Source organism: Aeromicrobium sp. (genome assembly GCF_023146395.1).
Taxonomy (GTDB): domain Bacteria; phylum Actinomycetota; class Actinomycetes; order Propionibacteriales; family Nocardioidaceae; genus Aeromicrobium.
Genome location: NZ_JAGLCD010000006.1, coordinates 160,937 through 185,808, shown reverse-complemented (window position 1 = coordinate 185,808; position 24,872 = coordinate 160,937). Strand labels below are relative to the sequence as shown.

Annotated in this window: 23 protein-coding genes; 3 read left to right on the top strand and 20 right to left on the bottom strand. The window is 71.1% G+C overall.

Going from position 1 to position 24,872, the window contains the following annotated elements:
* Positions 1 to 186 precede the first annotated feature (186 nt).
* Positions 187 to 1,476, top strand: a complete 1,290-nt coding sequence (locus KAG51_RS06010; protein WP_290581647.1) for an HNH endonuclease signature motif containing protein — start codon at positions 187 to 189, stop codon at positions 1,474 to 1,476.
* A gap of 174 nt (positions 1,477 to 1,650) precedes the next feature.
* On the opposite strand, the gene nusB is transcribed toward KAG51_RS06010, so the two are convergent.
* The 17 genes from nusB to KAG51_RS05925 all read right to left on the bottom strand — a co-directional run bounded on the left by nusB (position 1,651) and on the right by KAG51_RS05925 (position 18,782).
* Positions 1,651 to 2,061, bottom strand: a complete 411-nt coding sequence (gene nusB, locus KAG51_RS06005; RefSeq protein ID WP_290581645.1) for a transcription antitermination factor NusB — start codon at positions 2,059 to 2,061, stop codon at positions 1,651 to 1,653.
* On the bottom strand, positions 2,061 to 2,624 hold the full coding sequence (efp, locus tag KAG51_RS06000) for an elongation factor P (protein ID WP_290581644.1): 564 nt from the start codon (positions 2,622 to 2,624) through the stop codon (positions 2,061 to 2,063). The genes nusB and efp overlap by 1 nt, the downstream gene beginning before the upstream one ends.
* On the bottom strand, positions 2,624 to 3,703 hold the full coding sequence (locus KAG51_RS05995; RefSeq protein ID WP_290581643.1) for a Xaa-Pro peptidase family protein: 1,080 nt from the start codon (positions 3,701 to 3,703) through the stop codon (positions 2,624 to 2,626). Before KAG51_RS05995 ends, efp begins: the two co-directional genes overlap by 1 nt.
* A gap of 11 nt (positions 3,704 to 3,714) precedes the next feature.
* A complete protein-coding gene (gene aroB / locus KAG51_RS05990; protein WP_290581641.1) occupies positions 3,715 to 4,815 on the bottom strand; it encodes a 3-dehydroquinate synthase in 1,101 nt (366 codons plus the stop codon).
* Complete coding sequence (locus KAG51_RS05985) at positions 4,812 to 5,369, bottom strand: shikimate kinase (RefSeq protein ID WP_290581639.1); 558 nt, start codon at positions 5,367 to 5,369, stop codon at positions 4,812 to 4,814. The genes aroB and KAG51_RS05985 overlap by 4 nt, the downstream gene beginning before the upstream one ends.
* A complete protein-coding gene (gene aroC, locus KAG51_RS05980) occupies positions 5,366 to 6,556 on the bottom strand; it encodes a chorismate synthase (RefSeq protein WP_290581637.1) in 1,191 nt (396 codons plus the stop codon). Before aroC ends, KAG51_RS05985 begins: the two co-directional genes overlap by 4 nt.
* Before the next feature lie 33 nt (positions 6,557 to 6,589).
* Positions 6,590 to 7,270 carry an A24 family peptidase gene (locus KAG51_RS05975; RefSeq protein ID WP_290581635.1) on the bottom strand — a complete coding sequence of 227 codons (681 nt, stop codon included), beginning with the start codon at positions 7,268 to 7,270 and terminating at the stop codon, positions 6,590 to 6,592.
* Positions 7,271 to 7,480: 210 nt separating this feature from the next.
* Complete coding sequence (locus KAG51_RS05970; RefSeq protein WP_290581633.1) at positions 7,481 to 8,272, bottom strand: shikimate dehydrogenase; 792 nt, start codon at positions 8,270 to 8,272, stop codon at positions 7,481 to 7,483.
* Positions 8,272 to 9,381, bottom strand: coding sequence for an endolytic transglycosylase MltG (gene mltG, locus KAG51_RS05965; RefSeq protein WP_290581631.1), 1,110 nt, complete (start codon positions 9,379 to 9,381; stop codon positions 8,272 to 8,274). Before mltG ends, KAG51_RS05970 begins: the two co-directional genes overlap by 1 nt.
* Positions 9,374 to 9,844 carry a Holliday junction resolvase RuvX gene (ruvX, locus tag KAG51_RS05960; RefSeq protein ID WP_290581629.1) on the bottom strand — a complete coding sequence of 157 codons (471 nt, stop codon included), beginning with the start codon at positions 9,842 to 9,844 and terminating at the stop codon, positions 9,374 to 9,376. Before ruvX ends, mltG begins: the two co-directional genes overlap by 8 nt.
* A 7-nt stretch (positions 9,845 to 9,851) precedes the next feature.
* Positions 9,852 to 12,515 (bottom strand): alanine--tRNA ligase, encoded by a 2,664-nt coding sequence (alaS, locus tag KAG51_RS05955; RefSeq protein WP_290581627.1) that lies wholly within the window; start codon positions 12,513 to 12,515, stop codon positions 9,852 to 9,854.
* The gene (locus KAG51_RS05950; protein WP_290581625.1) at positions 12,515 to 12,805 is read right to left on the bottom strand and encodes a DUF6167 family protein; all 291 of its coding nucleotides are present in this window, start codon (positions 12,803 to 12,805) and stop codon (positions 12,515 to 12,517) included. Before KAG51_RS05950 ends, alaS begins: the two co-directional genes overlap by 1 nt.
* Positions 12,802 to 13,362: a hypothetical protein gene (locus tag KAG51_RS05945; RefSeq protein ID WP_290581623.1), complete on the bottom strand. Its 561-nt coding sequence runs from the start codon at positions 13,360 to 13,362 to the stop codon at positions 12,802 to 12,804. The genes KAG51_RS05950 and KAG51_RS05945 overlap by 4 nt, the downstream gene beginning before the upstream one ends.
* Positions 13,363 to 13,515: 153 nt before the next feature.
* Positions 13,516 to 14,868, bottom strand: coding sequence for a replication-associated recombination protein A (locus KAG51_RS05940; protein WP_290581660.1), 1,353 nt, complete (start codon positions 14,866 to 14,868; stop codon positions 13,516 to 13,518).
* 64 nt (positions 14,869 to 14,932) lie between these two features.
* A complete protein-coding gene (aspS, locus tag KAG51_RS05935) occupies positions 14,933 to 16,720 on the bottom strand; it encodes an aspartate--tRNA ligase (RefSeq protein WP_290581621.1) in 1,788 nt (595 codons plus the stop codon).
* Positions 16,717 to 18,081: a histidine--tRNA ligase gene (gene hisS, locus KAG51_RS05930; RefSeq protein WP_290581619.1), complete on the bottom strand. Its 1,365-nt coding sequence runs from the start codon at positions 18,079 to 18,081 to the stop codon at positions 16,717 to 16,719. The genes aspS and hisS overlap by 4 nt, the downstream gene beginning before the upstream one ends.
* Complete coding sequence (locus tag KAG51_RS05925; protein ID WP_290581617.1) at positions 18,081 to 18,782, bottom strand: MBL fold metallo-hydrolase; 702 nt, start codon at positions 18,780 to 18,782, stop codon at positions 18,081 to 18,083. Before KAG51_RS05925 ends, hisS begins: the two co-directional genes overlap by 1 nt.
* Positions 18,783 to 18,856: 74 nt before the next feature.
* On the opposite strand from KAG51_RS05925, the gene KAG51_RS05920 reads away from it, so the two are divergent.
* Together KAG51_RS05920 and KAG51_RS05915 are read left to right on the top strand one after the other, a co-directional pair.
* Complete coding sequence (locus KAG51_RS05920) at positions 18,857 to 20,095, top strand: DUF349 domain-containing protein (RefSeq protein ID WP_290581615.1); 1,239 nt, start codon at positions 18,857 to 18,859, stop codon at positions 20,093 to 20,095.
* Between the two features lie 141 nt (positions 20,096 to 20,236).
* Complete coding sequence (locus KAG51_RS05915; RefSeq protein ID WP_290581613.1) at positions 20,237 to 21,169, top strand: hypothetical protein; 933 nt, start codon at positions 20,237 to 20,239, stop codon at positions 21,167 to 21,169.
* Positions 21,170 to 21,223: 54 nt separating this feature from the next.
* Here the strand turns inward: KAG51_RS05915 and KAG51_RS05910 are convergent, their stop codons facing one another.
* From KAG51_RS05910 to KAG51_RS05900, 3 genes are all read right to left on the bottom strand, one after another.
* Entirely contained in the window at positions 21,224 to 23,461 is a 2,238-nt protein-coding gene (locus KAG51_RS05910) for a bifunctional (p)ppGpp synthetase/guanosine-3',5'-bis(diphosphate) 3'-pyrophosphohydrolase (protein ID WP_290581658.1), read from the bottom strand.
* Positions 23,462 to 23,743: 282 nt separating this feature from the next.
* A complete protein-coding gene (locus tag KAG51_RS05905; RefSeq protein WP_290581656.1) occupies positions 23,744 to 24,274 on the bottom strand; it encodes an adenine phosphoribosyltransferase in 531 nt (176 codons plus the stop codon).
* Positions 24,275 to 24,279: 5 nt separating this feature from the next.
* Positions 24,280 to 24,846 carry a hypothetical protein gene (locus tag KAG51_RS05900; protein ID WP_290581611.1) on the bottom strand — a complete coding sequence of 189 codons (567 nt, stop codon included), beginning with the start codon at positions 24,844 to 24,846 and terminating at the stop codon, positions 24,280 to 24,282.
* Between the last annotated feature and the right edge of the window lie 26 nt (positions 24,847 to 24,872).

The following is a 24,872-nucleotide window of genomic DNA, read 5'->3' as shown; positions in this document are numbered from 1 at the left end:
CGGCCGTATCGAGACCCCGGACAGCTGACCTCGCGCCGTCGTGACGGACAAGCAGCAAGGACCAGAAGCAGGTGGTTTCCGCCCGCCACCATCTGACCGGCCGGACTGTCAGAAAAACCTGCAACCCCAGCGGAAATCTGCCCCCAATCCCTTGCCGTCGAACATCTGTTCGACTACACTCGAACCATGGTTTCGGGGCCCACGGTGCACGCACTCCGTACCGCCGCGCACGCCGTCACCAGCACCGACCACCGGTCCGCTCTGGTCGCGATCCAGACCGCGCAAGACGCCCTCGACGCCGCGAAGGCTCACCATCTGGCGGAGCTGGAACGCACCGCCGACCACGAACTCGACGGCGCCTCCACGGTCACCGCGTGGGCGCGTGACCATCTCCGCCTCGACGCCCGCACTACGCGGTCTCTGATCGCGGCCGACCACACGATGCGGGAGCTGCCCGCGGTGGCCGAGGCGGCCGTGGAAGGCGCCATCCGCCTGGACCACGTCAAGCTCTTCACCTTCGGCCTCAAGCACATCGGCCACGAGATCGTCACTGATGCTGAACCCTGGTTGCTGGCCGTCGCGACGACCCATGAACCGGTCCAGCTGCGCCGGGTCGTCCGCGCCCTGCGCGATGCGGTCTACCCGGAAGCGTTGGATGAGGCGTGGATCAACGGCATGGCCAAGGAAGACCTCCAACTGTCCGCCGTGCCTGAGGGCTGGCACCTGACGGGGTTCCTGAAGACTGAGACCGGCGCCAAGCTGAAGGCCGTGCTCGACTCGTTGTCGATCCCCACGGTCGCGAATGACGACCGGTCCAGCGCCGAACGCCGTGTCGCCGGCCTCGACCGACTCCTCTCGTCCGTCCTCGAATCCGGGCTGCCGTCGAGCAAGGGCATCCGCCCCCAACTGAGCGTGATCGTCGGGGTCGAGACGCTTCACGAGGCCATGACCGCGGAACCCGGCACCGCCCAACCCGTCGGTGAGCCGGCCGAGCTCGCCGGATTCGGGCCCATCGGCCCCCAGCTGCTGTCCTACCTGGCCTGCACCGGCGACATCACCCCCATCCTGGCCAGCACCGACGACATCGAGCAGGCGCAGATCCTCAACGTCGGCGACACCATCCGCCTCGCCACCCCACCCCAACGCAAAGCCGTCAACGCCAGACAGCACGGCCAGTGCGCAGCACCCGGGTGCACCCACACCCACCTCGAGATCCACCACACCACCTGGTGGTCCAACGGCGGCCGCACCGACCTCGACGGACTCATCGGCCTCTGCCAGACCTGCCATTCACTCGTCCACCGCGGACTACTCATCATCGACGCCCTCGGCCACGGCAAATTCGACCTCACCACCCGAGACGGACGACCCATCGGCCTCACCCAACGTCGCACCACCCGCCACCACCTCCGAGCGATCCGCACCACCGCACAACACACCCGTCACGACGACGCTGGATACCCGCTACGGGCGTGAATTCGTGGTCTGTCTTCGCGCGGCTCTCTGAGTCTGCGCGCTCTACCGACACCCGCCGCAGACATCAGCAGACCCAACCGTCCGAGCGTCGCGATCAGGACATTTCCAAACTGCCCGCGCACGCTTCGGCTGATGTGCACCACGTAGCGGCGATGGGATCGAGTGCCGCCGCGTTCACGCGTCCTGCTTGGCCTTGCCCTCGATGATCGCGCCGAGCACACCGGCCACGAAGGACGGCGAGTCGTCCGTGCTGAGCTCGCGCGCCAGGTCGACGGCCTCGCTGACGGCGACGGCGTCCGGCACGTCGTCGGCGAAGAGGATCTCGTAGGTGCCCAGGCGCAGCAGGTTGCGATCGACACCCGGCATGCGGTCGAGCGTCCAGCCGCGGGCGTGCTCGGTCAGGAGCTCGTCGATCCGTGCCTGGTGCTCGGCCACGCCCTCGACGAGCGTGACGGTGTAAGCGTTGATCGGCGGATGGTTCGTGACGAGTCGTTCGACCAGCGAGCCGCCCATCGACAGGCTCTGCAGCTCCGACTCGAAGAGGATGTCGAGCGCGCGCTTGCGGTACTTGGTGCGCGCTCCCATCAGGACTTCACGCGGCCGAGGTAGCTGCCGTCGCGCGTGTCGACCTTGATCTTCTCGCCGGTCTCGAGGAACAGGGGAACCTGGATCTCCTTGCCGGTCTCCAGCGTGGCCGGCTTGGTGCCGCCGGAGGAGCGGTCGCCCTGCAGGCCCGGATCGGTGTGCTGCACGAGGAGCTCGACCGAGAGCGGGAGCTCGACGTACAGCACGCGGCCCTCGTTCGTGGCCACGACGGCGTTGGTGTTCTCGAGCAGGTAGTCCGGGGCGGTGCCCATCTGCTCCGGCGCGATCTCGATCTGGTCGTAGGTCTGGATGTCCATGAAGACGTACGAGGACCCGTCGTTGTACAGGTACTGCATGTCGCGCTTGTCGACCGAGGCCGTCTCGACCTTCGTGCCGGCGTTGAAGGTCTTGTCGACGACCTTGCCGGACTCGACGTTCTTGAGCTTGGTCCGCACGAAGGCAGGGCCCTTGCCCGGCTTGACGTGCTGGAACTCGACGACAGCCCAGAGCTGTCCGTCGATGTTGAGAACCATGCCGTTCTTCAGGTCGTTCGTGGTGGCCATCAGCCAATCTCCAACAAGTCGGTGGGCGCCGGCGTGAGGACCTCGGGATGACCCGGGGTGACGCAGACGGTGTCTTCGATGCGCACGCCGCCACGACCGACCAGGTACACACCCGGTTCCATCGTCAGCACAGTGCGATGGACCAGTCTACCGGTGCGCGCGGGTCCGAAGAACGGGTCCTCGTGGATCTGCAGACCCACACCGTGTCCGAGACCCGTCGTGAAGCGGTCGAGCCAGCCCGAGGCATCCAGATCGGCGCGAACTGCGGCGTCGATCTGCGCCGGGGTCGCGTCGACCCGTAGGCCGTCGACGCCGAGCGCCTGGGCCTGGCGGACGGCTGCGTGGATCTCGCGCTGCCACCCGGCGGCACGACCGAGCACGACCGTGCGGGTGCAGTCGGCGTGGTAGCCGCCGACGCGGGCGCCGAAGTCGATCTTGAGCAGGTCACCGGCAGCCAGGACCCGGTCGGTCGGGCTGTGGTGCGGGATCGCGGAGTTCTCGCCGGCGGCGCAGATCGTGTCGAACGCGGCCGCCTCGGCGCCGAGGTCGACCATGAGCCGCTCGAGCCTGATGGCGACCTCGCGCTCGGTGCGTCCGACGAGCGGCCCGGCCCACGTCTGCTCGAGCGCCTCGACCGAGATCGCGCAGGCCTGGCGGAGCAGCTCGACCTCGCCGGCGTCCTTGACCTCGCGCAGGCCCTCCACGAGCCGCCCGCTGGGCACGGGCTCGTGGTCGAGCTGCTCGACCAGGACGTCGTGCTGCTCGACGGTGAGCACGTGCGTCTCGACCGCCCAGCGCTCCGCCGGCGCCAACGCCGCCGCAGGGCCGAGCAGGCTCGGCGCGACGTGGACGTCGAAGTCCGGGCTCTGGACCGCAGCCTGGTCGCGGTAGCGACCGTCGGTCACCAGGGACGCCGCTCCGTCCGCCGACAGCACCACGGCGCCGTTGGACCCCGTGAACCCGCTGAGGTAGCGCACGTTGACCAGGTCGGTGACGAGCAGGCGGTCCGCGCCCAGCTCGCGCAGCGCGGCGACGGCGCGGTCGCGCCGGCTCCCCCGGTCCTCGATGGCTGAGTCCACGCCCGGCCCGCTCAGGCGCTGACGGCGCGGTAGGCGTCGCGGAGCAGGTACTCGTCGGTCACGGGCAGGATCGTCGGCGACGCGAGCCGGTCGAGCACGACGAAGCGCAACGTCGAGCCGCGGGTCTTCTTGTCCAGCCGCATGGCGTCGAGCACGTGGGGCCAGGCATCGGCGCGGTAGCTCGTCGGCAGCCCGACGAGCTCGAGCGTCGCGCGGTGGCGCGCCACGAGCGCGTCGTCGATCAGCCCCTGGGCCCGGGCGAGCTCGGCGACGAACACCATGCCGATGCTGATGGCCTCGCCGTGCCGGATGGCGTAGTCCTCGTGCCGCTCGATCGCGTGTCCGAGCGTGTGGCCGTAGTTGAGGGCCTCGCGACCGATCGTCCCTCCGGAGCCCCCGCCCTCGCGCAGGTCCCCCTTCACGGTCGCGGCCTTGACCGCGATCCCCTTGGCGATGAGCTCGGCCACGACCGGGGACCGCACGTCGGACGCCGCGCGCGGATCGGCCTCGACCTGGTCAAGGATCGACGGGTCGGCGATGAACCCGCACTTGACGATCTCGGCCAGCCCGCTGCGCACCTCCCGCGCCGGGAGGGTCACGAGCGCATCGAGGTCGCACAGCACTCCGACGGGCTCGTAGAAGGCGCCCACGAGGTTCTTGCCCTGCACGGTGTTGATGCCGGTCTTGCCACCCACGGCCGCGTCGACCATGCCGAGCACCGTGGTGGGCACGTTGATGAAACGCACGCCGCGCAGCCACGTGGCGGCGACGAAGCCGGCCAGGTCGGTCGTCGCACCGCCTCCGAGCCCGATCACGACGTCGGACCGGGTGAAGCCGGCCTCGCCCAGGACCCGCCAGCACTCGGTCAGCACCGCTGCGGTCTTGGCCTGCTCGGCGTCCGGGACCTCGATGACCCGGACCGCGACGCCCGCGTCGGCCAGCGGCATCCGCAGTGCCGTGGCCCGGTCGGCGACGCTCGGCGCGTGGATGATCGCGACGCGCGCAGCTTCCGGCCCCACGAGGTCCAGCACGCGGTCGCGCAGGCCGCGACCGATCACGACGTCGTACGGCTGGGCCGTCGCGACACGGATCTCGATGGGACCTGAACTCATGGTGTCTCCTCGATGCTCGGCACGTCATCCTCGGCCAGGAGCTGCAGCACGAGGTCGGCGACCTGGTCGGCGGATCGGTCATCGGTCTCGACGGTCCACCGGGCCAGACCGGCATAGAGCGGCCGACGCTCGTCGAGCAGACCCTTGAGACGACCGCGCACGTTGCCGACCAACAGGGGCCGGCTGGCGTTGAGGCCGACTCGCCGGGCAGCGCCGGAGAGTCCGACCTCCAGGTACACGACCCGGTGCCCGGCCAACCGCTCGCGGGTCGCCTCGCTCAGGACCGCACCGCCGCCGAGTGCCAGGACGCCCGTGTGCTCGGCGAGCGCGGAAGCGACGGCCTGCTCCTCGAGCGCCCGGAACGCCGGCTCGCCGTCGGTCACGAAGATGTCGGAGATCTCTCGACCCGTGCGGGCGACGACATCGGCATCGGTGTCGCGCAGCTCGAGCCCTCTCCGCTCGGCGATCCGGGTGCCGACCGTGGTCTTGCCGGCGCCGGGGGCGCCGATCAGGACGACGAAGGGTCCGGCCTGGTCGGTCCGGTCTGGGCTCAACGGAACCTCAGGTTCGACCGGTAGCCGTCGACGTTGCGGCGTGTCTCGCCGAGGGAGTCACCGCCGAACTTCTCGAGCACGGCCTCGGCGAGCACGAGCGCCACCATGGCCTCGGCGACGATGCCGGCGGCCGGCACGGCGCAGACATCGGACCGCTGGTGGTGCGCGCGCGTCTCCTCGCCCGTCGTGACGTCGATCGTGCGCAGGGCGCGGGGCACGGTGGCGATGGGCTTCATCGCGGCGCGGACCCGGAGGATCTCGCCCGTCGTCATGCCGCCCTCGGTGCCGCCGGAGCGACCGGACGCGCGGCGGATGTTCTCCAGACCGCTCTCGCCGCCCGGGATGATCTCGTCGTGCGCCAACGAGCCGCGCGTGCGGGCCAGGTCGAAGCCGTCGCCGAGCTCGACCCCCTTGATCGCCTGGATGCCCATGAGGGCCGCCGCGAGCCGGGAGTCGAGACGGCGGTCCCAGGCCGTGTGCGAGCCCAGACCCGGGGGCAGGCCGTGCACCGCGACCTCGACGACGCCGCCGAGGGTGTCGCCGTCCTTGTGCGCGAGATCGATCTCGGCCACCATCGCCGCGCTCGCCTCCGGGTCGAAGCACCGGACCGGATCGGCGTCGAGGGCGTCGACGTCGCGCTTGGCCGGCACCAGACCGGCGGGCGCCTTCGCGGTGCCGATCTCGACGACGTGCGACACGATCGTGGCGCCTGTGGCCTGCTCGACGAACTGCGCGGCGATCTCTCCCAGCGCGACCCGCGCCGCGGTCTCACGAGCGCTGGCCCGCTCGAGGATCGGGCGCGCCTCGTCGAAGTCGTACTTCTGCATGCCCGCGAGGTCGGCGTGCCCCGGGCGGGGGCGCGTCAGCGGGGCGTTGCGCTTGAGACCCTCCAGCACGTCGGGGTCGACCGGGTCCGCGGACATGACCTGGTCCCACTTGGGCCACTCCGAGTTGCCGATGCGCAGCGCGACGGGGCTGCCGAGCGTGAGCCCGTGCCGAATACCGCCGATGATCTCCAGGACGTCGGCCTCGAAGGACATCCGGGCACCACGGCCGTAGCCCAGGCGGCGCCGCGCCAGAGCAGCGTCGATGTCCTTGGACGTGACGGACACCCCGGCAGGGATGCCCTCGATCAGGGCGGCGAGCGCCGGGCCGTGTGACTCACCGGCGGTGGACCAACGAAGCATGGCGTGATTGTCCCACGTCCCCGGCGGGCGACGTCACGAGCCGTAGAGCGCAGGCCCCCAGGTCGCGCCCACGACAGCGCCGAGGACGAGGTACTGGCCGAACGCAAAGCTCCGCCGGTCGATCAGGCGCGCCAGCGAGAGCACGACTCCCGCGAGGGCCCCGACGAGGAACCCGGCGTACATTCCGGCGAGCGTGACCTGCGGTCCGAGCGGGCCGAGCACGAGCGACAGGACCGCCGCGAGCCGGACGTCGCCGTAGCCCAGGGCGCCCCCGAAGAACCGGCCGATCTCGTACAGGACCCGGAACACGACGTAGACGACGATGTTGGCCACGAGCGCCCGGACGGCGATCTGCACGTCCTGCTCGATCAGCGCCGCGAGCCCGACGAGCGACCAGGTCGCGAGGTACAGGGGCGCGACGATCGTGTACGGCAGGAGCCGCGTCCGGATGTCGACGTAGGACAGCCACACGCCGACCCCGCTGACCACGACCCACGCCGGCATCAGTGCCGGCAGCTCGGTGCCCCAGGCGACGGCGCCGGCGAAGATCGCCGCGACGACGGCCAGCAGTGGTGACAGCCAGCGCGGACGGGCGATCGCGGAATAGGTCCGCTTGTCGTCGTCTGGCTCGTCCGGCTCCGGCACCCGGGAGATGACCCAGGGACCGGCGGCACCGATGACGCCGGCCGCGGCAGCGCTGAGCAGGATCTCCACCCGGCGAGGCTAGCCGCAAGCTTGAGCAGATATCGAGATGCCGTCCCCAGGGCGCTGCACGCTCAGTCGAGCAGCGGACCATCACCTTGTCGCGACGGCCAGCCACGCGCCGGCACCACGGGCCGAGCCGGAGGCGAGGCAGGCGCCCGGGCGCAGCCCGGCACCGGTGAGGAACGAGCCGGTGGAGCGGCGACGAAGGAGCCGTTCGCCCTAGCGCGCCGCGAGCTCCAGGGCTGCCGCGCCACGGAGCAGGGACGGCCGCACCGTGCCGCCGGTCATGAGGTGGACCTGCAGGGCCGCCTGGTGCGCGAGCAGGTCGAGGCCGTTGACGACCGGGATGCCGCGCGCCTCGCCCTCGGCCGCCAGCGCCGTGGGCCAGGGGTCGTACACGACGTCGAACACGGCCTCGGCCTGATGAGCCCGGAACGGGTCGACGACGGCGGCCGGGACCGTGGAGACCAGGACGTCGACGACCCCGTGGTCGTGATCGGTCAACGAGGTCACCTCGACGGCCATGCCGCAGCGCCGGGCCACCTCGACCACCTCACCGGCCCGAGCCGGGTCGCGCACGGCGACCTCCAGGCGGCGCACGCCCAGGCGCGAGAGCGTGAGCGTCATCGAGGCGGCCGTGGCACCGCCGCCGAGGATCCGGGCGCTCACGACGTCGTCGATGCCGGCCTCCCGCAGGGCGTTCAGCCCGCCGGACACGTCGGTGTTGTGGCCGATCCGTTCCTCGCCCAGGATCACGGTGTTGGCCACGCCCAGCAGCTCGACGTCCTCGCTGACGTCGTCCAGCAGGGCGACGAGAGGTCGCTTGAGCGGGGCCGTGACCGAGAGGCCACGCCAGGTCTCGTCCAGTCCGTCGAGGAACGTCCCCAGCCCGTCCTCGCCGAGATCGATCGCCTCGTAGTCCCAGTCGACGCCGAGCTCGAGGTACGCTGCCCGGTGCATGACCGGCGACAGGGAGTGGGCGACCGGACGGCCCAGGACGGCGCAGCGCATCAGCAGCTGAACCCGGCGTCGCGGCAGGCCTGCTGGTGCTCGGAGTACGACACCGAGAACGTGGTCTCGCCCGTGTCGGGATCGGCCACGAAGTACAGCCAGTCGCCCGGCTCGGGGTTGAGGGCCGCCTCGATGGCCGCCTCGCCGGGCGAGCCGATGGGGCCCGGTGGCAGGCCGGGGAACTTGTAGGTGTTGTACGGCGAGTCGGACGCCCGCTCCTCGGCGGTCGTGAAGACGTCGCCGCTGCGGCCGCTGATGTAGTGGACCGTGGAGTCCATCTGGAGCGGCATGCCGATCTCGAGGCGGTTGTAGAACACCTGGGCTCCCCGGGCGAAGTCGTCTGTCGACACCTCGTACTCGAGGATGCTGGCGATCGTCAGGACCTGCTCAGTCGTGTACCCCAGCTGCGCCGCGCGTCCCTCGATGTCGAGCGAGGCGGTGATCTCGAGGGTCTTGGTGACCATCTTCGACAGCAGGCTGACGGCGGTCTCCCCCGAGTCGACCGTGTACGTGGCGGGGTACAGGTAGCCCTCGGGGTTGCCGGCAGCGATCTCCGGCAGACCGATGGCCGCCGGATCGGCGAGCGCGGCCTCCAGATCGGCCTGGGGGATGTCGGTGCGCTCCGTGATCGACGCGACGATGTCATCGACACGGGCGCCCTCCGGCACCACGACCGTGGCGTCGGCGGGCACGATGTCGGTCGTCAGGGCGCGATAGGCCGCGGCCGCCGACATCTTCTGCTTCATCTGGTACGAACCGGCCTTCAGCACCGCCTGGTCCGGGTCGTCGAGCGCCTCCTCGTAGAAGGCCTGAGCCGACTTCACGACGTCCTGGTCCTCCAGGTCGTACGACAGGCTGCGCCAGCTGGCGCCAGACTCCACCTGAACGACGACCTCGCCGGCGCCCTCGCCGCTGTAGTCCTCGGCCGGGCCGAAGCGGTCCTGCGCCCACCCGTACGCCCAGTAGCCGCCCCCGCCCACGAGGGCCAGGAGCACGACCAGCACGACCAGACCCCGCCAGGGCCGCTTCTTCGTCTCGGCACGGCGACGGCCGCGCTCGGGGCGAGGGGGCTCGCCGCCGGTCACGAGGTCGAGTCCGGTGTCAGTCATGCCACTCCTTGGTCGGGGGGTCGATCAGCTGACCCGGTGGTGTCCCCCGCATCCGCTCGCCCTCCAGGGCATTCTGCAAGATGACGACGGCAGCCGCTTGGTCGATGACGGGTCGTTGCTTCTTGGCCTTGGTGCCGCCGGCCCTCAGCTGCTGCGCCGCGGTGACGGTGCTGAGCCGCTCGTCGACCAGGCGCACGGGGCGCTCGGTGGCCTCCATCAGGGCACCGACCGCCTCCCGCACGGTCGCGGCGGCAGGACCCTCGCGCCCCGACAGCGAGTACGGCAGACCCACGACGATCTCGATGACATCGTGCTCCTCGGCCAGGGCCGCGAGACGAGCGACCGCGGCGTCACCGGCCGCGACGGTCTCGACGGGCGTGGCGATCAGGCCGTCGGGGTCGCAGGTCGCGACACCGATGCGAGCCGATCCGATGTCGACCCCGAGGCGGCGTCCGCGGCGCACGGCCCGGTCACGCCTCGGCGACAGCGGACTCGACGGTCGCGATCGCGGCCTCGACCCCTGTCGCGTCACTGCCGCCGCCCTGGGCGACGTCGGCCTTGCCGCCGCCGCGGCCGCCGATCTTCTCGCCCGCTGCCCGCACGAGGTCGCCGGCCGCGAGACCACGGTCGATCGCGCCGGCGTTCAGCGCGATCACGACCGACGGCTTGTCGTCGACGACACCGAACAGCGCCACGACGGTGGGCCGATCCTGGCCGAGCCGGTGGCGGACGTCGAGCGCGAGCGTACGCAGGTCGCCACCGCCCACACCGTCCAGCCGGGTCGCCACGACGGCGGTGCCGGCGACGTCCTTCGCGCCCTCCGCGAGCGCTCCGGCACCGGCCAAAAGTTCGGCGGCCTTGATCTTGTCGAGCTCGCGCTCGGTGGCCTTGAGCCGCTCGACCAGGTCACCCACCCGGCCGGGGATGTCGTCGGGCTTGACCTTGAGCAGTCCCGACAGCTGCGCGACGAGGTCACGCTCTCGCGCCAGGTAGGCGAAGCCCTCGATCCCCACGAGCCCCTCGACGCGGCGGTTGCCCGCGCCGACCGAGCTGTCGGACGTCAGCACGACCGTGCCGATCTGCGAGGAGTGCTCGACGTGGGTGCCGCCGCACAGCTCGCGCGACCACGGCCCGCCGATCTCGACCACGCGCACCTCGTCGCCGTACGTCTCGCCGAACAGCGCGAGGGCGCCGGCCTCCTTGGCCTGCGCGATCGTCATGTAGCTCGCGCTGACCGGGAGGTCGGCCCGCAGGGCCCGGTTGGACGCCTCCTCGACCTCGCGCAGCTGCTCGGGGGCCAGGGCACTGCCCCAGCCGAAGTCGAGCCGGAGGTAGCCGGGGCGGTTGTACGAGCCGGACTGCAGCGCCGTGGGCCCGAGGACCTCGCGCAGGGCGGCGTGCACGACGTGCGTGCCGGAGTGCGCCTGCCGCGCACCGGTGCGCCACTCGGGGTCGACGAGCGCCTCGAGGTCGGTGTCGAGCGTGAGCTCACCCTCGAGCACGCGGATCTGGTGCACCACGAGTCCCTTGATCGGTCGCTGGACGTCGAGGACCTCGCCGCGCCCGCCCGACCAGACCAGGTGTCCGGCGTCGGCGTTCTGTCCGCCGGACTCGGCATAGAACGGCGTGCGGTCGAGCACGACCTCGCCGACCGATCCCGCCACGATCGCGGGGACCGGCTCACCCCCCGCCAGCAGGGCCAGGACCCGCGACTCGGTGGCCAGTGTGGTGTACGCCTGCCAGTCGGTGGGACCGTGGGCGTCCAGGGCGGCACGGTAGGCCGTGGTGTCGGCGTGCACGCCCTTCTTGGACTTGGCGTCCGCCTTGGCCCGCGCCCGCTGCTCGGCCATGAGCGAGCGGAAGCCGTCGGCGTCGACCGAGAGCCCCTGCTCCTCGGCCATCTCGAGCGTCAGGTCGATCGGGAAGCCGTAGGTGTCGTGAAGCTGGAACGCCTTGGCGCCGGAGAGCACCGACGCGCCGGCGGTCTTGGTCTCGGTGGCCGCCAGGTCGAAGATCTGGGTGCCCTTGCCGAGCGTCTGACGGAAGGCCTCCTCCTCGGCGAAGGCGATCTGGCTGATGCGGGCGAAGTCCGTCTCGAGCTCGGGGTACCCGGCTCGCATGCGCTGCTGGCTCACCGGAAGCAGCTCCGGCAGCGCGGGGGCCTCGTAGCCGAGCAGACGCATCGAACGCACGGCGCGGCGCAGGAGGCGGCGCAGGACGTAGCCGCGCGACTCGTTGCCCGGGGTGACACCGTCGCCGATCAGCATGAGGCCGCTGCGGACGTGGTCGGCGATGACGCGGAACCGGACGTCGTCGACGGGATCGGCGCCGTAGCGGCGGCCCGTGAGCTCCTCGGCCTTGGCGATGACCGGGAACACCTCGTCGATCTCGTACATGTTCTCCTTGCCCTGCAGGAGGTACGCGACCCGCTCGAGGCCCATGCCGGTGTCGATGTTCTGGTGCGGCAGCGGCCCGACGACCTGGAACTGGTCCTTGGCGCGGACGTCGGTGATCTCCTCCTGCATGAACACGAGGTTCCAGATCTCCAGGAAGCGGTCCTCGTCGGCCTCCGGGCCGCCGTCGGGTCCGTACTGCGGACCGCGGTCGACGTAGATCTCGCTGCAGGGGCCACCGGGACCGGGGACGCCCATGTGCCAGTAGTTGTCGAGCAGGCCGCGGTTCTGGATGCGCTCGTCGGGCAGGCCCGCGATCTGCTTCCAGAGCTCGCGCGACTCGGTGTCGGTGTGCAGCACCGTGACCCAGATCGTGGCCGGGTCGAATCCCAGGCCGCCCTCGGCGACCGAACCCGTGATGAGCCGCCAAGCGTGCTCGATGGCCCCGGCCTTGAAGTAGTCGCCGAACGAGAAGTTGCCGTTCATCTGGAAGAACGTGCCGTGCCGCGTGGTCTTGCCGACCTCCTCGATGTCGAGGGTGCGCACGCACTTCTGAACGCTCGTGGCGCGCTCGTACGGCGGGGTCTCCTGACCCAGGAAGTACGGCTTGAACGGCACCATGCCGGCATTGACGAACAGCAGGTTCGGGTCGTCGAACAGCAGCGGGGCCGACGGCACGACGGTGTGGCCGGCGGTCTCGAAGTGAGCGAGGAATCGGCGCCGGATCTCGGCGGTCTCCATCAGGCAGTGTCCTTCTCGGGGTGGTGCTGGTGGGTGCTGGTGAGCTCGGGGACGTCGGCGGGGGCCGACGGGAGTGCAGCGTGACGGTACAGGTCGTCCACGACGTCACGCTGCTTGGCCTGCATGCCGTCTCGGACCTCGGTGCGCAGCTCGCGAAGTCCCAGCCCGAGTGCGGCGGCCTGGTCGGCGATGCCCGGCACCGACAGGCGGTAGGCGGCTCGGCGCGCCTTGACCGAGGCATACACCCCGGCGGCGGTCCCGGCCACGAACCAGACGACCCGGGGCGTCACCGGTCGCCCTCCGGCGCGGACACCCAGGCGGTCGGGGCCGGCGCGGCGGTCGGGACGTGGACCCGCGCGGCTCGGCGGGCCGCGCGCTGGCGCTCGCGGCGGCGGCGGGTGAGCTCGCGCCGCATGAGGGCCGAGATCCGGTCGCGCGACTCGGGCCGGAGCGCGTGGGTCAGGCCGTGCACGAGGACCGTCAAGCGGGTGGCGGGCCGGCTCAGCGCTGTCGCGACGAGATCGCGCTGCGTCGGCACGACGACGACCCGGCCGTCGACGATGCGGGTCTCGGCCGGGAGGTCGGCGGAGGGGTGCGGGGGCTCGTTGCCGCGCAGCACCGGCGTCGCGTCGTCCGGGTCTGGCTCGTAGGGCACCGGCACGAGGGTCGCCTCGCGGGCCCGCGCACGAGCGGCGGCCTGGGCGGTCTCGGCGTCGCGCAGCCGGGCCTCGATGCGGACCCGCTCGCGCGTGACCGACCGCGCGGCTCGGACCGTGACGGCGGCTGCGACGAGCGCGGCCAGGGCGAGCACCGCGGTCGCGACGAGCACGACGACGTCGGTGGGCATGGACCGAGGCTACTAGGCCCGCCTCGCCCCGGTCAGCCCTCGCTCCCCTCCTCGGTCCGCGGATTCCCACGAGACCGGCTGAATCCGTCGTCGAGTGCACGACGTCTCGCGCGCTCGCGGCGTGATTCGAGCGGTCTGGTGGGAATCTGCGGGTCAGCGGTCGCGCAGGATCGCCCGCAGCCGCGCGAGCCGCTCCCGCAGGGATCCCTCGAAGCCATGCGGCGATGGTGCGTAGTACTCGGTGCCGTCGATCTCGTCCGGCGCGTACTGCTGGCCGACGACCCCGCGCGGGTCGCTGTGCGCATAGCGGTAGTCGTGCCCGTGCCCGAGCTTCTTCGCACCCGCGTAGTGCGCGTCGCGCAAGGCCGGCGGCACGGCGCCGGCCTTGCCGGCCCGGACATCGGCGATCGCCGCGTCGATGGCCACGTAGGCCGCGTTCGACTTCGGCGCGAGCGCCAGGTGCACGACCGCCTGAGCCAGGGGGATGCGGCCCTCGGGCAGGCCGATCATGGCGACCGCCTCGGCCGCGGCGACGACCGTGGGCAGGGCCGTGGGATCAGCCATGCCGACGTCCTCGCTGGCCGAGATGATGAGCCGCCGCGCGATGAACCGAGGGTCCTCCCCCGCCTCGATCATGCGGGCCAGGTAGTGCAGCGCCGCGTCGACGTCGGAGCCGCGGATGCTCTTGATCAGCGCGCTCGCGACGTCGTAGTGCTGGTCGCCCTGCCGGTCGTACCGCACGGCGGCCGTGTCGACCGCGAGCGCGGCGTCCTCGACCCCGATCACGGTCTTGCCCTGCGACCGGGCCGCACCCGCGGCCGCCTCGAGGTAGGTGAGCGCGCGGCGGCCGTCGCCGCCGGCGAGGCGCACGAGGTGCTCCTTGGCCTCGTCGGTCAGCGAGACCGCGCCCGCGAGACCCCGTTCGTCGGTGATCGCCCGGTCCATCACGGTGGCGATGTCGTCGTCCGTGAGGTTGTGGAGCGTGAGCAGCAGCGACCGGCTGAGCAGCGGCGAGATGACGCTGAAGTGCGGATTCTCGGTCGTGGCCGCGACGAGGCTGACCCACCGGTTCTCGACGCCCGGCAGCAGGGCGTCCTGCTGGGCCTTGCTGAACCGGTGCACCTCGTCGACGAACAGCACGGTCTCGCGGCCCGTGTTGGCGAGGGCCTGGCGGGACCCGGCGATGACGTCGCGGACCTCCTTGACACCGGCGCTGACGGCCGACACCTCGACGAACCGGCGATCGGTGTGGTTGCTGATCAGGCTGGCCACCGTGGTCTTGCCGGTGCCCGGAGGCCCCCAGAGCAGGATCGTGAGCGGCTGATCGCCCTCGATGACCTGACGCAGCGGCGACCCCTGCGCGAGCAGGTGCTGCTGCCCGACGAGCTCGTCGAGCGTGCGCGGGCGCATGCGCACGGCCAGCGGGGCGTTGGCCGAGGCGCTGCCGGCCAGCGATCCACCGGAGTCACGGCGCGGATCGCCGCCCCCGGCCCCGCTCTGAGGCATGTCGAACAGTCCGTCGCTCACTCGAGGAGCCTAGCGACGCCCGACGACATCGTCGCCGCCCCGCTCAGGCAGAAGTCTGCGTCGACGCGTCGTCGTCCTCGGGTTCGAAGTCGACGCCGGCCTCGGCCCGCTGCTCGTCCGTGATCGGGGCGGGGGCCGCGGTCAACGGGTCGTAGCCGCCACCCGACTTCGGGAAGGCGATGACGTCGCGGATGGAGTCCGATCCGGTCAGCAGGGCCACCGTGCGGTCCCAGCCGAACGCGATGCCGCCGTGCGGCGGGGCACCGAAGGCGAAGGCGTCCAGCAGGAAGCCGAACTTCTCCTCGGCCTCCTCGGCGCCGATGCCCATGATCTCGAAGACGCGCTTCTGCACGTCCTGGCGGTGGATACGCAGCGAGCCGCCGCCGACCTCGTTGCCGTTGCAGACGATGTCATAGGCCCAGGCGAGCGACTCGCCCGGTGTCGCCAGGGTCTCGACGTCCTGCGGTGCGGTGAACGCGTGGTGCACCGCCGTCCACTCGCCGCCACCCACCGCGACGTCGCCGGAGTCGAGCTCGCTGACGGGCTCGAACATCGGCCAGTCGACGACGAAGCAGAAGGCCCACGCCGACTCGTCGATCAGGCCCTCGCGGCGCGCGATCTCGACCCGCGCGGCACCGAGCAGCTGGCGCATCGACTTCGTGGGGCCGGCTGCGAAGTAGATCGCGTCGCCGGGCTCGGCGCCGGCCGCGGCGGCCAGGCCGTCACGCTCGGCGTCGGAGAGGTTCTTGGCGACGGGTCCGCCGAGCGTGCCGTCCTCCTGCACCAGCACGTAGGCCAGCCCGCGCGCGCCACGCTGCTTGGCCCACTCCTGCCAGCCGTCCAGGGTGCGCCGGGCCTGGGACGCGCCACCGGGGTGCACCACCGCGCCCACGTAGGGCGCCTGGAACACGCGGAACGGGGTGTCCTTGAAGTAGTCGGTCAGCTCGGTCAGCTCGAGGTCGAAACGCAGGTCGGGCTTGTCGGAGCCGTACTTGCCCATCGCGTCCGCGTAGGTGATGCGCGGGAACGGGCGGGGCAGCTCGACGTCGATGAGCTTCCAGAGCTCGGCGTAGATCTCCTCGGCGAGCGCGATGACATCGTCCTGGTCGACGAAGCTCATCTCGATGTCGAGCTGGGTGAACTCCGGCTGACGGTCGGCCCGGAAGTCCTCGTCGCGGTAGCAGCGCGCGATCTGGTAGTAGCGCTCGAGGCCGCCGACCATCAGGAGCTGCTTGAACAGCTGGGGGCTCTGCGGCAGCGCGTACCAGCTGCCCGGACGCAGCCGTGCGGGCACGAGGAAGTCGCGCGCGCCCTCGGGCGTCGACCGGGTCAGCGTGGGGGTCTCGACCTCGACGAACTCGTGACGGTCCAGCACCGCGCGTGCCGTGGCGTTGACCCGCGAGCGCAGCCGCAGCGCGGCGGCCGGGCCGGAGCGACGCAGGTCGAGGTAGCGGTGGCGCAGGCGAGCCTCCTCACCGACCTCGCCGGCGCTCGAGGCGGCGGCGTCGTCGATGGGGAACGGCAGCGGCGCGGACGCGCTCAGGATCTCGACGTCGTCGGCGACGACCTCGATCTCGCCCGTGGCGATCGCCGCGTTCTCGTTGCCGTCGGGGCGGCGCTGCACCGTGCCGGTGATCTTGAGGCAGTACTCGGCGCGCAGCTGGTGGGCGACGTCCTCGCGGACCACGACCTGCACCACGCCACTGGCCTCGCGCAGGTCGATGAAAGCGACGCCGCCGTGATCGCGTCGGCGGGCCACCCAGCCGGCCAGCGTCACCTGCTGGCCGATGCTGTCGGCGGTCAGGGTGCCGGCGTCATGCGTGCGGATCACGGGGTCTTCTCCTGGAGGTCGGGAACGGGGATGGAAGGGGCGACGACCTGCGGACGCAGGTCCTCGACGGGCGGCAGCCAGCTGGTCGGGTCGACCTCGACCTGGTCGCCGCTGCGGATGTCCTTGACGGTGGGGGCTCCGCCGGGAAAGAAGACGAACGGGATGCCACGGCGCTCGGCATGGCGGATCTGCTTGCCGAACTTCGCCGCGGTCGGAGCGACCTCGGTCGGCACGCCACGCGAGCGCAGCGAACGCGCCACCGCATCGGCAGCCGGACGCTCGGTCTCGTCGGCCACGGCGACGAGCACGGCGGACGGGACGGACCGGCTCGCGGTGACACCGTCGCCGAGCAGCGCGGCGAGCAGGCGCGAGACGCCGAGCGAGATGCCGACGCCCGGGTAGGTGCTGCGGTTGTCGGACGCGAGCTTCTCGTAGCGCCCTCCGGAGCAGATCGAGCCGAGCTGCTCGAAGCCCGACAGCCGGGTCTCGAAGACCGTGCCGGTGTAGTAGTCGAGCCCGCGCGCGATGCGCAGGTCGGCCGTGACCGTGACCCGCTCGGGCGCCACGATCGAGCCGACCACGTGGGCGAGCTCGGCCAGGCCCTCGGCCAGCAACGGGTGCTCGACGCCGAGCGCCTCGACCTGCTGGACGAAGGACGTGTCGGTCGTGACGATCTCGGCCAGCGCCAGCACCTGCGTGGCGGCGTCGTCGGCGACGCCGATCTCGGCCAGCATGACGCGGATCTTCTCGGGGCTGACCTTGTCGAGCTTGTCGACGACCTGCATCACGGCGGTCGGATCTGCCAGTCCGAGGCCGAGGTAGAACCCCTCCAGCACCTTGCGATTCGCGACCTGCAGCGTCGCGTGCGCCTCGGGCGAGCCCACGAGGTCCATCAGGCCGCCGAGCGCCTCGGTCATGACCTGGGCGACGTCGACGTCGGCCTGGGCGGGCAGCACGTCACGACCGACGACGTCGATGTCGGCCTGGGTGAACTCGCGGTACCGGCCCTGCTGCGGACGCTCGCCCCGCCAGACCTTCTGGACCTGGTAGCGGCGGAACGGGAAGTCCAGACTGTTCGCGTTCTCCACGACGTAGCGCGCGAACGGGACGGTCAGGTCGAAGTGCAGGGCCAGGCCCGCCTCGGCGCTCGCGGCCCCGTCGTCGCCCTGGAGGCGGCGGACCGCGTAGACCTCCTTGTCGATCTCGCCCTTGCGCAGGAGGACCTCGAGCGGCTCGACCGCGCGGGTCTCGACCGAGGCGAAGCCGTGCAGCTCGAAGGTCGACCGGAGGTGGTCGAGCACCGCCTGCTCGACGATCCGTTCACGTGGGGTGTGCTCCGGGAACCCGGACAGGGAGGCCATCAGCGGCCTTCGGCGATCTGGACCAGGTACGGGTTGGTCGTGCGCTCGCGGCCGATCGAGGTCTGCGGGCCGTGCCCAGGCAGCACGACGACGTCGTCCTGCAGCGGCAGCACCTTGTCGCGGAGGCTGTCGATCATCTGCGGGTGCGAACCGCCGACCAGGTCGGTGCGGCCGATCGATCCGGCGAACAGGAAGTCGCCGGAGAACATGACCTGCGAGACCTCGTCGCCGGGGTAGTCGATCAGGTAGTACAGGGTGCCGGGCGTGTGGCCGGGGACGTGCGCGACCGTGAAGGTCACGCCGTCGACGTCGAACGTGGCGCCGTCGACCGCGTCGCGAACGTCGGCGGGTTCCACGAACTCCGGCAGGGTGCCGTCCAGGCCGAGCTGGCCGCGCAGCATCGCGGCGGACTCGTTCGAGATCGCCGCCATGGGGTCGCTCAGCAGGTGGCGGTCGGCCGGGTGGATCCAGACCGGACAGCCCCACTCGGCCGCGACGTCCTGTGCGCACCAGAGGTGGTCGAAGTGGCCGTGCGTCACGAGCACGGCCTGCGGTGTGAGGTCGTGCTCGGCGGCGGCGGCCCTGACCCCGTCGATGGCGTCCATGCCGGGATCGACGACGGCGCAGCCGGAGCCGGGACCCTGGGCGACCAGGTAGCAGTTCGCCTGCAGAGGACCCGCGGGAAAGGACGTCAGAAGCACGTGCGACAGGGTACGCGAGGCCTCGCACCGGTCCGGCGCCCCTCCTGGCCGACTGGCGTCCCTAGACTGTGCCCATGACCACACCCGCCGAGCACCCGTGGGGCCGCGTCGATGACGAGGGCAACGTCCACCTCCGCACCGCCGACGGCGAGCGCATCATCGGCCAATGGGCCGCGGGTTCCGACCCGACCGAGGCACTGGCGTTCTACGAGCGCCGCTTCGGGGCCCTCGAGACCGAGGTCGAGCTGCTCGAGAAGCGGCTCGAGTCCGGTGCCCTCTCCCCCGCTGATGCGGTCAAGGCGCTCGACAAGGCCCGCGAGAACATCACGGACGCCGCAGCGCTGGGCGACCTCGGAGCGCTCGAGGCTCGCCTGACGGCGCTCGCGCCCCAGATCGAGCAGGCCCGTGAGGCCAAGAAGGCCGCGCGCGAGGCCGAGCAGGCGGTGGCCGAGCAGCGCAAGACCGAGATCGTGGCCGAGGCCGAGAAGATCGCCGCCGGCACGGAGTACCGCAAGGGGGCCGACCGGCTGAGCGCTCTGCTCGACGAGTGGAAGGCGCTGCCGCGTCTGAGCCGGTCCGCTGACGACGCGCTCTGGAAGCGCTTCAGCGGTTCGCGCACTTCGTTCATGCGGGCCCGCAAGGCCTTCTTCGCCGAGCAGGACACCCAGCGTGCCGCGGCGAAGAAGATCAAGGAGAAGCTCATCGTCGAGGCCGAGGCGCTGTCGGGGTCGACCGACTTCGGCGCCACCGCGGCCGCGTACCGCGACCTGATGTCGCGGTGGAAGGCGGCGGGCTCCGCGCCGCGCAACGTCGAGGACAAGCTCTGGAAGCGCTTCCGCGCGGCCCAGGACGCCTTCTTCGAGGCCCGCGACGCGGCGAATGCGGCACTCGACAAGGAGTTCGAGGGCAACGCCGTGGTCAAGGAGCAGATCCTGGTCGAGGCCGAGGCCCTGCTGCCGGTCTCCGACGCCGATGCCGCCCGCAAGGCGCTCAACGACATCGCCGATCGCTGGGAGGCCGCAGGCAAGGTCCCGCGCGCCCGCATCTCGGAGCTGGAGGGCCGCCTGCGCAAGGTCGAGGAGGCCGTCCGGGCCGCCGGCGAGCGCCAGTGGCAGCGGACCGATCCGGAGAAGTCGGCCCGCGCCGACGACATGATCGGCAAGCTCCAGCGCGCCATCACCGAGACCGAGGAGTCCCTCGCCGCGGCGGAGGCCGCCGGCGACCAGCGCAAGGTCAAGGACCTCACCGCCAAGCTCGAGTCCAACCGGGCGTTCCTCGACATGGCCCAGAAGGCCCAGGCCGACTTCTCCTGATCCACTCCCCTCCGAGGTTCCGCTCGCGAGAGAGTTTGTTGGTGGTCACGAGAGAGTTTGTTGGTGGCGACGAGCGAGTTCGTGCAGCAAGCCTGTGGATGGCGATCCCCACGCTGACCTGAACCGGTCTTGCATGGGGGCGTGAATGATCTCGTGGCCGATGGCCTGGTGTTCTGCTCGACCGATGACGTGATGTCGCGCTACGACGCGCACCACCTGGTGCGCGACGGCGTCCTGCGGCGGGTCCTTCGCGGCGTGTTCGTCGACACGCGGGTCCCGGACTCGCGCGAGCTGCGCGTCGCGGCCGTCGACAAGGTGCGACCAGCGGCCGGGGTCGCGTGCGGGGAGACGGCCGCATGGGCGATGGGAGTCGACGTCTTCCCACCGGGACGTCGCCACGACTTCACCCCGACCTTCCTGGTGCCGCACGGCACCACGCGCATCACCGTGCCAGGAGTTCAGTGCCGGCAGGCCAAGCTGTCCGGGCGCGACGTCACGGACGAGCACGGCACCCTCACCACCACTGCGGTCCGCACGGCGAGCGACCTCCTGCGTCGCCAGTACCGTCCCCACGCCCTGGCCTCGGCCGACCAGATGGTGCGGGCGGGACTGGTCGACCTCGCCGACCTGAGCGATCACGTCCACCGGTTGACGGGGTATCCGGGCATCCGTCAGGCGCGTGCGCTCGTCGTGCTCGTCGACGGGCGCGCCGAGTCGCCAGGTGAGTCCTGGACACGGCTCCGGATGCACGACGCAGGATTCCCGATGCCCGAGCTGCAGGTGGTCGTGATCGACCGCGACGGCGTGGCGTGGCGACTCGACCATGGGTACGTCGAGAAGCTGGTCGCCGTGGAGTTCGACGGACGGCAGCACCACACGGGCAGCCTCGACACCGCCCACGACCTCACGCGTCGCAACCCGTTGAGCGACCAGCTCGGCTGGCGCTTCGTGGTGGCCCGCTACGAGACGCTGTTCGGACCCGACAATGCGTTCGAGCGGCAGGTGGGTGATCTCATCGGCTTCACCCCGATCCCCCGTTGGTGGGGCACACGCGCGCCACAAACTCGCTCGTGACCACCAACAAAGTCTCTCCTCGCCACCAACAAAGTCTCTCGCGAGGGGAAATGACTACTGGGTGAGGCGGTAGACGTCGAAGACGCCCTCGATCGTGCGGACGGCCTTGAGGACGTGGCCGAGGTGCTTGGCGTCGCCCATCTCGAAGGTGAACTTGCTCTTGGCCACGCGGTCGGTGCCGGTGGACAGGGCCGCGGACAGGATGTTGACGTGCTGCTCGGACATGACCCGCGTGATGTCCGACAGCAGGCCCGGGCGGTCGAGCGCCTCCACCTGCAGGGCGACCAGGAACGTGCTCGTGGCGCTCGGGGCCCAGCGCACCGGCACGAGTCGCTCCGGCTCGTCGCCCCGGAGCTGCACCAGGTTGACGCAGCTGCGACGGTGCACCGACACCCCGGAGGTGCGGGTGACGAAACCCTCGATCTCGTCGCCCGGCACAGGGGTGCAGCACCGCGCGAGCTTGACGAGCGCACTGCCCTCGAGACCCTCGACCACGACGCCGGCGTCGGAACCCTCACGCGACCGCGCGGCGCGACGGCTCACGGTCGGGACCGTGGCCTCCGCGAGGTCCTCCTCGGCGCCCTCGCGACCGCCGGACAGCGCCAGCACCCGGTCGACGACGCTCTGGGCGCTGACGTTGTTCTCGCCCACGGCCGCGTAGAGCGCGGTGATGTCGGCCAGGTTCAGGTCGGCAGCAACGGCCTCCAGCGTGCGCTGGCGGAACAGCCGGACCAGCGGCAGGCTCTCCTTGCGCATCTGCCGCGCGATGAGGTCCTTGCCGTGCTCGACGGCCTCCTCGCGCCGCTCCTTGGTGAACCACTGCCGGATCTTGTTGCGCGCCCGCGGGCTGACGGCGAAGTCGAGCCAGTCGCGACTCGGCCCGGCGTCGGGTGACTTGGAGGTGAAGATCTCGACGACGTCGCCGGTCTCGAGCTTGGACTCCAGCGAGACCAGACGCCCGTTGACCCGAGCACCGATGCACGCATGTCCGACCTCGGTGTGCACCGAGTACGCGAAGTCGACCGGGGTGGAGCCGTCGGGCAGTTGGATCAGGTCACCACGCGGCGTGTACGCGTAGACGCCGGTCTGGCCCATCTCGTACCGGAGCTGGTCGAGGAAGTCGATCGAGTCCTCGGTCTCGGACTGCCAGTCGAGCAGCTCGCGCAGCCACGCCATCTCGGTGCTGATCGGGGCGCCGGTGGGTGTCGGCGCACCCTTGGCCTTGGCGGTGGCGTCTTCCTTGTACTTCCAGTGCGCCGCGACGCCGTACTCGGCCCGGCGGTGCATCGCATGGGTGCGGATCTGCAGCTCGACAGCCTTGCCCTGCGGGCCGATGACCGTCGTGTGCAGGGACTGGTACATGTTGAACTTCGGGACGCTGATGTAGTCCTTGAAGCGCCCCGGGACCGGGTTCCAGCGGGCGTGCAGCACGCCCAGCACGGCGTAGCAGTCGGCGACGGAGTCGACCAGGATGCGCACGCCGACGAGGTCGAAGATGTCGGAGAACTCGCGACCGCGCACGAGCATCTTCTGGTAGATCGAGTAGTAGTGCTTGGGCCGGCCCGTCGTGGTGGCCTTGATCTTGGTGTGCTTCAGGTCGGACTCGACGTCGCTGATGACCCGCTCGAGGAACGTGGACCGCGACGGCGCACGATCGGCGACCAGGCGCACGATCTCGTCGTAGACCTTGGGGTGCAGCGTGGCGAACGCGAGGTCCTCGAGCTCCCACTTGATGGTGTTCATGCCGAGGCGGTGTGCCAACGGCGCGAAGATCTCCAGCGTCTCGGTGGCGATGCGCTCCTGCTTGTCCTGACGCAGGTACCGCAGGGTGCGCATGTTGTGCAGACGGTCGGCGAGCTTGATGACGAGCACGCGGATGTCGCGGCTCATCGCCACGACCATCTTGCGGATCGTCTCCGACTGCGCCGTGGCCCCGTACTTGACCTTGTCGAGCTTGGTGACGCCGTCGACGAGGTGCACGACCTCGTCACCGAAGTCGGTGCGGAGCTCCTCGAGCGTGTAGGAGGTGTCCTCGACCGTGTCGTGCAGCAGCGCGGCGCAGAGCGTGGGCGCGGTCATGCCGAGCTCGGCCAGGATCGTGGCGACGGCCAGCGGGTGCGTGATGTAGGGATCGCCGCTCTTGCGGGCCTGGCCAGCGTGCATGCGCTCGGCGACGACGTAGGCCTTCTGGATCGAGGCGACGTCGCCCTTGGGGTGGGTGACCCGATGGATCTTCAGGAGCGGCTCGAGCACCGCCTGACCGGTCTGGGTCTTGCCGCCGATGCGCGACAGCCGCGAACGGACCCGCGCCGAGGTCGGCGCGGTGTCGGGCCCGGGGGCCGCCGTGCTTTCGCTGCCCCGCGGTGCCGGCTCGGCAGGGCCGTCCGGGCTCGGGACGTGGCCCGGCGCCTCGGCAACCTCACCACGATCCGCCACGACGACCTCCTGACCTCCAGTCTACGGCTCGGGTCAGACCAGGCCCGACAGGAGGGACGCCGCCACGCCCAGGACCAGCACCGCGACGAGCATCAGCGCGACGACGCGCATCTGGGACGAGTTCATGTGACCTCCCGGTCAGTAGGAGCGGAGTGCGGCACACGGGGCGTCGATGGCGTGCCGCCCCTCGAGTGCCGCGATCTCGATCAGCACCACCGTACTGATGACCTCGGCGCCGCATCGCCTCGCCAGCTTCACGGCGGCCGCGAGCGTGCCGCCCGTGGCCAGGACGTCGTCGACGATCGCGACCCGCTGCCCGGCCGTGACGGCACCGGCCGGGACCTCGATCGTGGCGCTGCCGTACTCCAGGTCGTAGGACACGCTCTCGGTGACGCCCGGCAGCTTCCCGGCCTTGCGGACGGGGACGAATCCCACGCCGAGGCGCTGGGCGACCGCCACACCGAACAGGAATCCGCGCGCCTCGACGCCGAGCACGACGTCGACCTCGCCACCCGCAGCCGCCATGGCCTGCACCACGGTGTCGAAGGCCGCCGGGTCGGCGAGCAACGGCGAGATGTCGCGGAACAGCACGCCCGGCTCGGGCCAGTCCGCCACGGTCGGCACCGTGGCGTCGATCAGTGCTTCGAGCTGAGCCGGGCCCTGGCCCACGGACGTCACTGGGCCCGGGTCGACAGCTGGAGGTCGATGTCGCACCGGTCCTTGGCGTCGGCCGTGATGGCGTTGACCGCGGCGGTCGACTCCGCGTCGGCGAGCTTGCTCTGGACCTCGGTGGCCTCGGCCTGCAGGGACGGGTCGATCGAGGAGAGCGCTCCGGACTGGACGTCAGTCGCGAACTTCTGGACGGAGTCCGGATCGGTCAGGTCGTAGCCGATCTTCTGGAAGACGTCAACGACGTCCTCCAGGCGCTCGTGGAACAGCTTCCAGTCGGCCCGGACGTCGTCCGGGCCCTCCTTCGAGAACTGCTCGGCACCGTCGAGGCGCCGCGTGACGCTGCCGGCGAGGAACTCGGCGGACGTCGCGACGTCGGCGTCCGGCGCCAGGGTCTCCTCGCTCTTGTCCTGCCACGCCTGCAGGTCGTCGCAGTAGGCCCCGCTGCCGTCACGCAGGAAGAAGAACCACCCGCCGGCAGCCAGCGCCAGCACGAGCACACCGGCGATGGCGAGCACCTGGGGACGGCGCCAGGCCGGTGCGGACGAGGCGGTCTTGGCAGTGGACGACATGAGAACTCCTTGGGTCACGGACACGG